We start from the raw sequence: 12,541 nt of genomic DNA, 5'->3' as shown, positions 1-12,541 counted from the left end.
GTTACATCGCCTCCCATGCTTTCTTCCCTAAGCCAAATAAGCCATTTAGTCCACCATTATTAGCCAAAACAGATAATCCTATCATTGGTAATGCTACTGGTGCACCGCCATCTACCTTATATACCATATCAGCAAATTCATCAGCCATCTTCGGAATATCATTGAAGATAATATGATCTTCTAATAACCCTGGTAAATTCTGATATTGCTTCATTAATTTCATAACAAAGCTTCCCTCTAACATTTTTTCATATACACTCAAGCTTTCTTTCGAGAAGTCTTGTTTTTTATGTGCTAATACGGCAGCTTCTCCAGCTAAGCGCCCTGCTTCAATAGCCAAATCCATCCCCCGTACAGTGTATCCCAGATTAACGACCATCGCCGCTGCATCACCAGCTACAATCACGCCATCACGTACGAGTTCAGGCATCATTTTTAAACCACCTTCAGTAACCAAATGGGCCGAATATTCCGTTAATTTACCTCCTTTAACAAAAGGTGCAATAGAGGGGTGATTTTTCATGCGTTCTACCATTTCCGGTACACTGATATCTACCCGACCAATATCAGCAATAGTTGTAACAATACCTAAAGACAAACTGGTCTTATTCGTATAAATGAAACCACCGCCTAAGTTACCGCCCGTAGGATCACCAGCAATCATCCATGCTGCACCTTCGCCGTTTTGTAAGCCAAAGCGTTCATTAATAACGTCTTCGCCTAATTCAATAACCTCTTTTACACCTACCGCAACGTCACGTGGTGCAAGTTCTTGTTTCATGCCCAATTTTTGTGCTAGCAAAGAATTTACGCCGTCAGCTAAAATAACAACATCTGCATCTACTTCTTCACCACCGCAATTAATCCCAATTACTTTGCCATCCTCTAGAACTAATTCATCAACAAGTAACCCCGTTGCGACCATAACGCCTTCTTCTTCCGCTTTATCGGCTAACCATTTATCAAATTTAGAACGTAATACCGAATAAGATGGATATTTTAATTGCTTTAATTTTTCCGATTCATATTGAAAACTCAACGCACCACCAGCGGTCATTAAAGATAGTCTTTCTTGCGTAATTTTACGTTCAATAGGAGCTTCTTCAGCAAAGTTTGGAACTAATTTTTCTAAACTATGACCATATAATCTGCCTCCACTTGAATTTTTTGCACCGCAAAATTTACCGCGTTCCACTAGCATAACATCTAATCCACCACGTGCCATAGCCAGTGCCGCTGCCGTACCGGCTAATCCGCCTCCGACAACAATGGCATCAAATTTTTCTTCACTACTCATAATCTTGCCCTCCTTAACTATATACTATTGAAAATTTCATGTATCTTATATCTTCCTAATATACACTTATATTTTTTTACCACCTTGTAATATACAGGCTCCAAACATATACGATCGCTGTTCCAAACGTTCTAACCCCACGTGGCTAAAAAGTGTTTGCAAAGCATCAGCGCTTAAAAAAGCCTGTGTAGACTCCCATAACCACTGATATTCCTTTCTATAATGAATCCCACCGCCTAAAATTGGCATAATATAGCGAAAATAAAATTCATAAAAGGGACATACCCATGCACTTTTCGGTCGCAACGAATCTAAACACCATACCATTCCCTGCGGTCTTATAACCCGAGACATTTCTTCTAATACACATTGGTAATTAGTCGTATTTCTCAGTCCAAAGGAAATAACCGCACTATCAAAATATTCATTGTCATAAGGTAACTTCGTTGCATCTCCTTGTTGCCACGTAACGATTTTCTTCTTATCTTTTGTACGAGCTATATGTAACATGGATGGCGAAAAATCCAGTCCCCATACATAACAATCACTTCTTTTTTCAGCTATGCCTAAGGCGATATCTCCCGTACCACAACATACATCCAATACGCGTCCCTGTGTTGGCAAATGCTGACAAACTTGTTGAATACATGCTTTTTTCCAACTTACTTCTTGTCCTAAACTAATCCTTTTGTTGGCTCGATCATACCGAACAGCTACTTGTTCAAAGACATGATAAACTTTCTGTTTTTTGCCTGTTTCTTGCATGTATCCTCACCTACAAATCATTAATGCTAATAATGCCACATACGTACCGCCATAAATGAAGTTTGCTTGTACGATATCTTTCATGAGCTTAATGCGATGCAACGGTGTTAGAGGAGTACAAAATAATGGTACAAGGATCGGTTTTCCCAATACTATATAAAGTAATAATAAGAAACCACTTCTCATTCCTACATATGACCAACTCCAGACAACCATCAGCACTAGCCAAATTACTACCCCGCACCGATAGCCCCAATAAGCCCATTTTCTTCCTAAAACCAAAGGAAGTGTATGTCGGTTTACTTGTCTATCTCGCTCCATATCACACGTGTTATTAGTCATCATAATTAACGCAATTCCTAACACAATCGGTATGCTCCATAAAGCAACGGGCCATTCTAACCGTCCCGTAACAACGGCAACAATACCTAAGGAGATGCCACACCCCATAACCATTCCGGAAATAACCTCACCAAGAGGTGTATACGAAATGGGATAAGGTCCGCCCGAATACAGCCATACCACCAAGGCGCCGCTTAGACCAATTACCCATGGTATGATACCAGCCTTATATAAATAGGGAAATGCTAACACCATCGCCCCAACAAGAAAGCTTATTCCCAACAAGAGTGCTTGCTTCGGCGGTACATTTTCATATACCAATACCGCATCATTTTGCACAAGATAATCTGCTTTTTGGTCATTTCCTTTTTGAAAATCAAAGTAATCATTAAAGGTATTTACCGCCGCTTGCATACAAACACACGCCACTCCTAAAAGAACCGCCATTATGAAAGTAATGTGATATCCCTGGACGACACAATAGACCTCCCCTAAAGCTACGGGAATCAACGTTGCTACCCAAGAAGGTGGCCCCGCCAAGTGCCAAGCTTGAGCTACAGTCAAACGTCCTTGCGTGCTCATAAGCTCCCCAGCTTTCGTACTAACTGCATTAATGGAGCAATCGCATTACGATCAGGTAATGTCGTTAAAATATATTCCGCCTGTTCTTGATAAGCATGAATGGTTTGCCATGTTTTTTCCATGCCACCAAAAGTCATAACATGTTGTTCCATCTCTTGTAACTCTTTTTCCGTCAAGCCACTCGTAGCATTCCGTTCCATGTAAGGATGCAAGCACTTCTTTCCTTCATTCGTTTCACAGGCGTATAAGACGGGTAACGTATAGATTCCTTCTCGAAAATCTTGATGCGATGATTTGCCAATAATCCTATTATCGGGTGAAAAATCCAACAAGTCATCCCGCATTTGAAACATATATCCCAATGTTTCGCCTAATTTCTCTAAGTTCATCCGAACTTCTGGCGTACACCCACTTTCAATAGCTCCTATATGACAAGCTGCCCGAAACAAAGCTGCCGTTTTACCATAAATGTTTTGCAAATACGCTTCTATGGTAAGATCCATTTTATACTTACATAGAGCTTGTGTTATTTCTCCAGTACACATCGCTTCTACCGCTTTAGCAAGTACCATACCTGATTTATTGAAGCCTTCTCTCATCAAATAATATGTAATCCGACTCATCAAGAAGTCTCCTGCAAATACAGCTGCACTTTTTCCATACTGATGCTGTATAGAGCTACGCCCTCGACGCAATGTTCCATCATCGACAATATCATCATGAATAAGTGATGCTAAATGAGTCATTTCCACTAAAGCGGCTACTTTATATAACCTTTCCATAATGATGTCAGAACTCGTACCAAAGCGACCAGCCATGAGTACTAACTGTGGGCGAACCATCTTTCCGCGAGAAGAAACAGCTTCCTGCAACACATCTCCAGTTTGCGTTCCAGCAAAGGAGTATTCCGTAAACTGTACGATGTACGATTGAACTCGATTCAAATCTTTTTTTTGTCTCTCTTCTAATACAGGTGGCAAAAACCGCCGTAAACGTGCTTCTATCGCACTAAAGTCTACTCTCATACTCCCCCTCCTTTACCAGCATCTTCCATTATGCTTCTGGGCGTTTTTCTACAACAATTTCAGCGGTATGTTTAACTTTAATATTATCTAATCCTCGTGCATCTAAACCACCGCGAATTTGCATCATACAACCGGGGCAGTCAACAGCGACCACATCAGCACCTGAATTTACAATATTATTAATTTTTTCAGCTAAAATTGGTGCTGACATTTCTGGATATTTAATAGAATAAGAGCCGCTGAAACCACAACATTTATCGCAGCCTTCCATTTCAATCAATTCAACGCCCTTCGTATTTCTCAACAATTCACGTTGTTCTTCCGTAACACCTAAAGAACGTTTCATGTGACAAGAATCATGATAGGTAACTTTAACCGGTTTTCCATCGCCTTCGGTTTCAAAGCCGCCGAGCATAGACATTAATTTAGAGAAGTCAAAGGTCTTTTTACTTAATTCTTCGGCTTTTTTAAACATTTCCGGATCGTCTTTAAACATTTCCTTGTATTCTCTCAACGCATGTGTACATGTTGGGCAAGCGGAAACGATGTAATCGTAATTTTCTGACATCATTGCTTCAACATTCATGATCGCTGCTTTTTTCGTATTTTCAACGTCCCCCATATATGTTGCTGGTGCACCACAGCAAGATTGTTCTAACGGCATTTCAACTATATATCCCGCCATATTCAATCCTTTAACAACAGACTTAGCAATATCAACATATACAAAATCTAATACGCATCCCGTGAAAATACCCACTTTGCCTTTCGGATTAGGCACATTCTGTTGAATCGTCGGTAAAATATCGCGGAAAGGTTGAGGTGCTACACTAGGCAAACTCCGGCCTTCTGTCAAGCCCGATAAAAACATCGGTAAATGACGAATCATCGGTTGTCCATCTGTAACCATTCCTTGTGCTACAGACGCAATACGCAACATCGAATGGAACAACTTTCTGTCAGCTACGGTATCTAAGCAGAATTTATGCACAGGATTTAACCCATCTTCTTGTGCAAATTTAGTCCGTAATTTTAAAATCATGCCAGCAACATCTAATTTACCACCGCATACAGTATTACAAGAACCACATTGTAAACAGATATTTTGAATGTCTTTCCCTCTTTCACGATTATTTAAAAAGCTTGTTAGCAAGGTACCGATGCCACCCGTATAAATACTACCACCATACACATGGCCGCCAACTAGACGAAAAGCAGGACAGACATTAAGACAAGCGGCACACCGTACGCAACATGCAATATCTTTGTACTCGTCACTAGCCATAATTTCACGACGTTCCGGCGTATCTAAAATAATGACATGGAAATTTTTCTGCCCTCTTTCATCGCTTTCCGGATCCAATATAACATCTGATGCCCCCGTATATGCCGACAAATACGCAGTTATATTTTGTGCTGTACCATTACGAGGCAATACTTTAAAAATGTAACGAACATCGCTCATTTTAGCAACAAATTTTTCAATACCAAAAATAAATAAATGCATCTTTGGCAATGTTCCTACCATACGAGCATTACCTTCATTGGTCATCGTAAATAACGAACCCGTTTCCGCAACGGCTACATTTGCACCAGAGACACCCATTTCTGCTGCTAAGAACTTCGGCCGCATTAAACGCCGCGATGTTTTAACCTCTTTAGCAATAACTGGTTCTTCCGGTTGCTTCGTATAAGAAGAAAATAAATCAGCTACATCCTCTTTTGAATAATGAATAGCTGGCATAACCATATGTGAAGGGCTATCACCGGCAATCGAATTAATAAATTCCCCTAAGTCAGTTTCTTGTGCATGAATACCTTCTTTTTCAAACCCTTGATTTAAATGAATTTCTTCTGAAGCCATAGATTTCGATTTAACAGCCAATTTTACATTATTGTCTTTCGCTAATTTGAGTGCATAATCAAAGGCTTCTTGTGGTGAGTGTGCTACAAATACATTTGCTCCATTAGCCGTTGCATTTTTAGTAAATTCTGCAATCATTTCATCAATATGATCACGCGCATAGGATTTTACTTCATGTACCCGTTCTCTTAATTCTTCAAAATCGTATCCTTTATACACGCGTTCACGATTTTTAGGATAGGCACCCGTAAAGTTTTTTAATGCTTTTTGCAATGGTGCGTTATCCATTGCCCGTTCAATTTCTTGTTTTAACAATTCATTTGACATGTCCTATTCCCTCCTTTACTTATCTTCAATAACAACCACCGAATACTGTCTCGGTCCATGCACGCCTACAGTTCCTACACATTCAATATCTGCGGTTCTACTTGGTCCAGTAATGACGCCCGCAAAACGAGGAAACGGCTTTAACTCTGACATGATATCAATCATCGCATCAAAATCATCCACAATACGTGACAGTTTGATAACCCCCACATATACATCCGAGACAATTTCAACAATACGACAGTCGATATCATCTTTTAATTGCACAATGGAGCCTAAATTAGCAATTCCATATTCCGCTTCTGTAACGCCGCCTTTGTCATCGGGCGCAAACTTTCTAAAATGATCCGTATGAACCGTAATTCCTGCCGTCTTTAATGCGTCTACGACACCAGCTTCCTTAAATAATTCCGATTCAACTACGGAAACAGAAGAAGTTTCTTTTTCTTGGAAAATACGGGCTAATACACTACCTAAATCTGCCGTTTTCGCCAAATGACATTCTCCATTCACATTAGTTAATCCTTGCTTAAATACGTCATACACAACATCCTTTTCCATATGCACACCTCTTTTTTATAAAATAAAAAGACACTTGTTACTTTACAGTAAAGTATTCGCTTTTATTGTATATCAATTTATATATATACTACAAGAATAAAATTCTTTTAGGTTATACATTTTATGACTATCTATTCTTCTTACTATATCTTTTAGGAATTTTGCCGCAATTTTCGCAAAACATATATTTTATTCTTTTCTATTACTTTTAGTTATATATTTTTTATATATATAGTATATATTCATATATTTTTCACAAAATACATTCTATTTTTTTTATGAAAACAGCCTTTTTTGATACCGTTTATTACTATCTTATTTATGACATTTGTCAATAAACACTCCTGATTGAGTATACTTTTTATGCACAAATGTTGACTTTTTTCTCCTTTATCGGTTTATTTATAATATTTGTATGTATATAAATTTATTTCTTGTTTTTTTATATCTATTATCATTTTTATATCATACTTGACAAAAGGGTATAATTATTTTATGATGATAAAAATGTAATGACCAAAAGAAGTACATCTATTTTTAACCGTATAGAGAATAAGAGCCACTGACTGAAAGCTCTTATCATTACTTTTAGCAGCACAGAGAGTAAGAGCCACCGGCTGAAAGCTCTTACCATCGCTAAATAGATGGAATGCATTTGCGAGCAGGATTGCAGAATAAGAGTATGCAATTTCGGATCCTTTCCGTTATCAGGTTTAAGTGGCAAATATATGTTTGCAATCAGAGTGGAACCACGGACCACCGTCTCTGTATGACGGTGGTTTTTTGTTGTCAAATTTCAAAATGAGGTATTATTATGTTTACTACGCTAAAAAAAGACATCCGTGTTATTCAAGATCGCGATCCCGCAGCCAAAAGCAAGGTCGAAATTGTTCTTTGCTACTCTGGCTTACATGCCATTTGGCTACACCGAGTAAGTCACTTTTTATACATCCACAATCATCCCGTTGTCGCTCGTTGTATCGCTACATTCTCCCGTTTTTTTACAGGTATTGAAATTCATCCTGGTGCCATCTTAGGTGAAGGACTTTTCATTGACCATGGAATGGGAACGGTAATCGGTGAAACAACCATTATAGGAAAAAATGTTACCTTATATCAAGGCGTTACCCTGGGTGGTACGGGCAAAGAAAAAGGAAAACGCCATCCCACGATCGGTGATTACGCAGTTATCGCCTGTGGGGCTAAAGTACTCGGATCCTTTACCGTTGGTGAAGGTGCAAAAATCGGGGCAGGTTCCGTTGTCTTACGGGAAGTTCCTCCTCATGCAACCGTTGTAGGCATCCCTGGGCATATCGTCTTACGAAATCCTAATGCCATCGTTCCGCATTCAGGCGAAGCAGCTGTTGACTTACAACATGATCACCTTCCCGATCCTTTAGAAGATGAATTGCAAGCATTAACGCAACAGCTCCAACAGTTGCGTCAAAAAATGCTACAACAGCATGAAAAACCTAATCCTATATCCTATACACACAATGCAAAAAATGTATAAGTCTCTACTAAAAAGGAATTTCTTATGATATATTACATTGCTCGCTCCTCGTATTTTCGATGTTATTAATATCTTCTTCATATATTACTAGTCATTCGCAAAGGAGAGATATTCATGTCAACATATTATACATCTATGTTAGAATTTATTGGTCATACACCTTTATTCCAGCCTCAACGATGGAATAAAAAACAAGGAGTATGTGCAAATTTACTGGTAAAAATAGAGTCCTTTAATCCCACTGGTTCAGCCAAAGATCGCATTGCTCTTGCCATGATCCAAACAGCGGAACAAGAAGGAAAATTAACACCTGACTCTGTGATTATTGAACCTACCAGTGGCAATACGGGCATTGCCCTTGCCGCAGTTGCTGCCGCCAAAGGCTATCGAGCAATTTTAGTCATGCCCGAAACCATGTCCATCGAACGGCGTAATTTAATTGCCGCCTATGGTGCTGAAATTGTCTTAACCAATGGTACAAAAGGCATGCAAGGTGCTGTAGATAAAGCCACTGAATTAGCACAAACTATCCCCCATGCATTTATTCCTGGTCAGTTTATAAATCCCGCCAATCCCGCAATTCATTATCGAACAACGGGCCCTGAAATTTATCAAGATACGGAAGGAAAAATCCATTATTTTATTGCCGGTATCGGTACAGGTGGCACCATTTCTGGTATAAGTCGTTATCTAAAAGAACAAAATCCAGCGATTCAAATTATTGCCGTCGAACCTGAAAGTTCTCCTCTCTTGTCAGAAGGGCATGCCGGGCCACACAAAATACAAGGTCTGGGTGCGAATTTCATTCCCAAAACACTATGCCGCACTAGCTATGATGCTATCACTACCGTATCCAATGAAGATGCCTTTCATATCGCTCGCAACTTCACTAAAACGGAAGGTATTTTTGTCGGCATTTCTAGTGGTGCTGCTTTATATGCGGCCTTAAAAATAGGAAAATTGCCCCAAAACAGCGATAAAACAATCATTGTATTTTTACCCGATAACGGGGATCGCTATTTGACTACAGAAAACTTCATATAAAAAAAGACTTGTGAAGCCTTAGTGATGTAATGTGCTTATGGACGTTGTCCAAAAAGTACTTACATCATAGACCTACACAAGTCTTTTTTATTTGTAATTAACCAATTTTTTCCATATCGCGACTAGCAATAATGTCAACACCAAGTCCTAAAATATTAGAAACAATGACATCTCCCGTCTTTATAGGTGCTTCCACAGATATATTTCGTAATTCATTCGCACATTCTAATATTTTTCCCTTAGGCAAAGTCGTTTTTGATACGACTGGTAGTAAGGCCAATACTCCACCTTGCACACTAACCGTAGATGTCAACATCCGCTGAGGATTCGTTAATTCTTGATGGGCATATATCTCTCCCCGAGGACATGTATTTCCCTTGACATCAGTTACAGCACCATCTGTTAGTGTAACCGTAAGCAAACATCCCATCGGACACATAATACAATTCATTTGTTTTGTTTCTACACTCATTTCAGCACTCCTCCCTTACGGAAACCGTCCAGTTTTCATGCTGTCCCCTTGCTTTTGCAGCGGGAATATTAACGGCAATCATTTCGCTAGGTTTAGCAACTTGCAAACGTTTTGTTAACAAAGTTGTGTCCCCACTTTTAACGGTCAATCGGACTTGTTTCATTGGTTTACGTACACGCATAAATAGCCGTATCATTTCTCCTTCCGCTGTTACCCTCATATGTTGTGGCACACATGTACGAACCTCATCAATGGCTTCAATCGCTACATCTGCTACAGCCGACTGCATTTGTTCCGCCGCCTTTAAAGCTGCATACTTTCCTGCAATCTCTGCTTCTTCAGAAACAAAGTCCACTAAATCATGTACATGAACGACATTACCGGCTGCAAAAATACCCGGAATGCTCGTTTCTCTATGTTGATCCACTAATGGGCCATTCGTCAATGGATGCATTTGTAATCCTAACCCACGTGATAATTCATTTTCAGGAATTAAACCAACTGATAATAATAACGTATCACAATCAATATCAAACGCTGTGCCTGCAATAGGCTTCATATTATCGTCCACTTTTGCAGCCGTAATCCCCTGCACCCGATCTTTTCCATGCACAGCCGTAATAGTATGCGATAAATACAAAGGAATGTCATAATCGTACAAGCATTGTACCATATTTCTCGTAAGGCCATTAGAAAATGGACATATTTCCAAAACAGCTTGAACTTTACAACCTTCTAACGTCATGCGACGTGCCATAATTAAACCGATATCGCCACTACCTAAAATAACGATTTTTTTTCCAGGTAAATACCCTTCCATATTTACCATACGTTGGGCCGCGCCAGCAGTAAATACGCCGGCTGGACGATAACCAGGAATACGAATAGCACCTCGCGTCCGTTCACGACACCCCATCGTCAATATAACGGTCTTTCCTTGTACGTGAATAACACCCTCCGTAGGATTAACGGCAGTGACCACTTTTTCAGTCGTCACATTCAACACCATCGTATCTACCATGATGGTAACTTCTGGACGATCTTTGACCAAATCATAACATCGTTGTGCATACCCTGGTCCAGTAAGCTCTTCTTTAAAATGGTGCAGTCCAAAACCATTATGAATGCATTGTTGTAAAATACCGCCCACTTCGCGATCTCGTTCTAACACCAAAATTTTCTTAGCCCCATTCATGCAAGCACTATATGCAGCCGATAACCCAGCCGGACCGCCACCAACAATAATAATATCATATAATTCCGTGCCCATTATGCTTTCCCTCCGCTCTGCGTGTGTTTATCATAAAACATATAGGATTCACGCATTTCTTTTCGTACTTGCGTAATAGGAATTTGCAATTCCCGTGCCAAAATTTGAGTTACCCGAGGGCCACAAAATCCACCTTGGCAACGGCCCATACCTGCACGAGTTCTCCGTTTCACCCCATCTACGGTGCGTGCTCCTACAGGACGAGAAATGGCATCGACAATTTCCCCTTCCGTGATCGTTTCACATCTGCAAATAACTCGTCCATAGCGTGGATCTTGCTTAATTAGTGCTTGTTGTTCTACATCAGTGAGCATGCGGAAACACGGTTGCTTGGGCCTGCTAGTTTGATAATGTGCTTTTGCCTGTGCACCAACCTCCATAACAAGCGGCTGAACAATATATTTTGCAATCGCTGGTGCCGATGTTAATCCTGGAGATTGTATGCCCGCAGCTTGAATAAGTCCTTTTATCTGCACTGATGGGCCTAACACAAAATCTCCCGTACTAGATACAGCCCGAACACCAGCAAACTCGGTAATCACCGCACCTAACGGTAATTGTGGTACTAATCGCCGTGCTTTATTTAAAATATCATCCATCCCAGGTATTGTTACCGACGTATCCTCTTTATCCGCTTCTTCTAAATCTTGTGCATTCGGTCCAACAAAAACATTTCCATGGGTCGTTGCACATACCAATATGCCCTTCCCCATTTTAGTGGGTGTAGGGAATATAGGCGAATATACTAAATCTTTTTGTGCGGTCTTATCAAAAAGAATATATTCCCCTTTACGAGGACAGATAGCAAAAGAATTGTCACCCGCCATCTGACTAATATCTGCAGCATGTACGCCTGCTGCATTAATAACATAAGCCGTTTCTATTATTCCCTGTTCCGTTTGGACGCCCACAACTTTTCCGTTATCTACTAAAATATCCGTTACGGCACAATCGCGAATAACCGTAGCACCATTACATACGGCATTTTCAGCAAAAGCCATAGCCAATCCAAAGGGCCAACAAATGCCTGCCGTTGGTGCCCATAAGGCCGAACGAATATCTTTACTAACATTAGGTTCCGCTTTTCTCATCGTATCCCCATCGATAATCTCAAGCCCTGGCACACCATTTTGTTGTCCACGCACCAACAACTCCTGTATAACGGCTTCTTGTTCATCATCTAATGCCGCTACATATGATCCAGTCCAACGAATTTCTAAGTCTAATACATCTTGCAATTCATGGTATAATGCATTGCCTTGTACATTCATCTGCGCCTTTAAACTGCCCGTAGGTGCGTCAAATCCCGCATGTAAAATAGCACTATTCGCCTTAGTTGTACCCGCGGCTAATTCGGGCTCCGCTTCTACTAAAACTGCTTGTATATCATATTTTGCCAATTCATACAATATCGCCGTTCCGGTGATTCCTCCGCCAATAACCACCACATCAGCTTGTTTTATCATAATCCCCTACCTC

General features: G+C 40.2%; 11 protein-coding genes and 1 other annotated feature. Of the genes, 2 read left to right on the top strand and 9 right to left on the bottom strand.

The window, feature by feature from the left end; translation table 11 throughout:
* Nucleotide 1: 1 nt before the first annotated feature.
* The 6 genes from HMPREF3182_RS06425 to HMPREF3182_RS06400 form a co-directional block, all read right to left on the bottom strand.
* On the bottom strand, nt 2–1,297 hold the full coding sequence (locus HMPREF3182_RS06425) for an FAD-dependent oxidoreductase (RefSeq protein ID WP_062486349.1): 1,296 nt from the start codon (nt 1,295–1,297) through the stop codon (nt 2–4).
* Nucleotides 1,298–1,363: 66 nt separating this feature from the next.
* Complete coding sequence (locus tag HMPREF3182_RS06420; protein WP_062486346.1) at nt 1,364–2,062, bottom strand: ubiquinone/menaquinone biosynthesis methyltransferase; 699 nt, start codon at nt 2,060–2,062, stop codon at nt 1,364–1,366.
* A 6-nt stretch (nt 2,063–2,068) separates the two neighbouring features.
* Nucleotides 2,069–2,986 carry a prenyltransferase gene (locus tag HMPREF3182_RS06415; RefSeq protein ID WP_062486343.1) on the bottom strand — a complete coding sequence of 306 codons (918 nt, stop codon included), beginning with the start codon at nt 2,984–2,986 and terminating at the stop codon, nt 2,069–2,071.
* Nucleotides 2,983–4,011: a polyprenyl synthetase family protein gene (locus HMPREF3182_RS06410; protein ID WP_062486340.1), complete on the bottom strand. Its 1,029-nt coding sequence runs from the start codon at nt 4,009–4,011 to the stop codon at nt 2,983–2,985. The genes HMPREF3182_RS06415 and HMPREF3182_RS06410 overlap by 4 nt, the downstream gene beginning before the upstream one ends.
* A gap of 28 nt (nt 4,012–4,039) precedes the next feature.
* A complete protein-coding gene (gene ldhH / locus HMPREF3182_RS06405) occupies nt 4,040–6,202 on the bottom strand; it encodes an L-lactate dehydrogenase (quinone) large subunit LdhH (protein ID WP_062486337.1) in 2,163 nt (720 codons plus the stop codon).
* Nucleotides 6,203–6,217: 15 nt separating this feature from the next.
* Nucleotides 6,218–6,763, bottom strand: a complete 546-nt coding sequence (locus HMPREF3182_RS06400; protein WP_062486333.1) for a LutC/YkgG family protein — start codon at nt 6,761–6,763, stop codon at nt 6,218–6,220.
* Between the two features lie 503 nt (nt 6,764–7,266).
* Nucleotides 7,267–7,533, top strand: a binding site (T-box leader).
* A 44-nt stretch (nt 7,534–7,577) separates the two neighbouring features.
* Between HMPREF3182_RS06400 and cysE the strand changes: the two genes are divergently transcribed.
* The gene (cysE, locus tag HMPREF3182_RS06395) at nt 7,578–8,276 is read left to right on the top strand and encodes a serine O-acetyltransferase (protein ID WP_062486330.1); all 699 of its coding nucleotides are present in this window, start codon (nt 7,578–7,580) and stop codon (nt 8,274–8,276) included.
* Between the two features lie 114 nt (nt 8,277–8,390).
* Nucleotides 8,391–9,320, top strand: coding sequence for a cysteine synthase A (cysK, locus tag HMPREF3182_RS06390; protein ID WP_062486329.1), 930 nt, complete (start codon nt 8,391–8,393; stop codon nt 9,318–9,320).
* 97 nt (nt 9,321–9,417) lie between these two features.
* Here cysK and HMPREF3182_RS06385 read toward each other — a convergent pair whose 3' ends face one another.
* The 3 genes from HMPREF3182_RS06385 to HMPREF3182_RS06375 are packed head-to-tail and all read right to left on the bottom strand — an operon-like array spanning nt 9,418 to nt 12,528.
* Entirely contained in the window at nt 9,418–9,792 is a 375-nt protein-coding gene (locus HMPREF3182_RS06385; protein WP_007393331.1) for a DUF1667 domain-containing protein, read from the bottom strand.
* A 1-nt stretch (nt 9,793) separates the two neighbouring features.
* On the bottom strand, nt 9,794–11,062 hold the full coding sequence (locus HMPREF3182_RS06380) for an NAD(P)/FAD-dependent oxidoreductase (protein ID WP_062486326.1): 1,269 nt from the start codon (nt 11,060–11,062) through the stop codon (nt 9,794–9,796).
* The gene (locus tag HMPREF3182_RS06375; protein ID WP_062486322.1) at nt 11,062–12,528 is read right to left on the bottom strand and encodes an NAD(P)/FAD-dependent oxidoreductase; all 1,467 of its coding nucleotides are present in this window, start codon (nt 12,526–12,528) and stop codon (nt 11,062–11,064) included. The genes HMPREF3182_RS06380 and HMPREF3182_RS06375 overlap by 1 nt, the downstream gene beginning before the upstream one ends.
* Between the last annotated feature and the right edge of the window lie 13 nt (nt 12,529–12,541).

Source organism: Megasphaera hutchinsoni, assembly GCF_001553405.1.
Classification (GTDB): Bacteria; Bacillota; Negativicutes; order Veillonellales; family Megasphaeraceae; genus Megasphaera; species Megasphaera hutchinsoni.
The sequence above is the reverse complement of the archived record's forward strand: the minus strand, read 5'-3'. Positions and strand labels throughout refer to the sequence as shown.

What these genes read in the sequence shown, in the direction of transcription:
- HMPREF3182_RS06425 (WP_062486349.1), bottom strand. Translation starts at nt 1,297, where the DNA reads ATGAGTAGTGAAGAAAAATTTGATGCCATTGTTGTCGGAGGCGGATTA.
- HMPREF3182_RS06420 (WP_062486346.1), bottom strand. Translation starts at nt 2,062, where the DNA reads ATGCAAGAAACAGGCAAAAAACAGAAAGTTTATCATGTCTTTGAACAA.
- HMPREF3182_RS06415 (WP_062486343.1), bottom strand. Translation starts at nt 2,986, where the DNA reads ATGAGCACGCAAGGACGTTTGACTGTAGCTCAAGCTTGGCACTTGGCG.
- HMPREF3182_RS06410 (WP_062486340.1), bottom strand. Translation starts at nt 4,011, where the DNA reads ATGAGAGTAGACTTTAGTGCGATAGAAGCACGTTTACGGCGGTTTTTG.
- ldhH (WP_062486337.1), bottom strand. Translation starts at nt 6,202, where the DNA reads ATGTCAAATGAATTGTTAAAACAAGAAATTGAACGGGCAATGGATAAC.
- HMPREF3182_RS06400 (WP_062486333.1), bottom strand. Translation starts at nt 6,763, where the DNA reads ATGGAAAAGGATGTTGTGTATGACGTATTTAAGCAAGGATTAACTAAT.
- cysE (WP_062486330.1), top strand. Translation starts at nt 7,578, where the DNA reads ATGTTTACTACGCTAAAAAAAGACATCCGTGTTATTCAAGATCGCGAT.
- cysK (WP_062486329.1), top strand. Translation starts at nt 8,391, where the DNA reads ATGTCAACATATTATACATCTATGTTAGAATTTATTGGTCATACACCT.
- HMPREF3182_RS06385 (WP_007393331.1), bottom strand. Translation starts at nt 9,792, where the DNA reads ATGAGTGTAGAAACAAAACAAATGAATTGTATTATGTGTCCGATGGGA.
- HMPREF3182_RS06380 (WP_062486326.1), bottom strand. Translation starts at nt 11,062, where the DNA reads ATGGGCACGGAATTATATGATATTATTATTGTTGGTGGCGGTCCGGCT.
- HMPREF3182_RS06375 (WP_062486322.1), bottom strand. Translation starts at nt 12,528, where the DNA reads ATGATAAAACAAGCTGATGTGGTGGTTATTGGCGGAGGAATCACCGGA.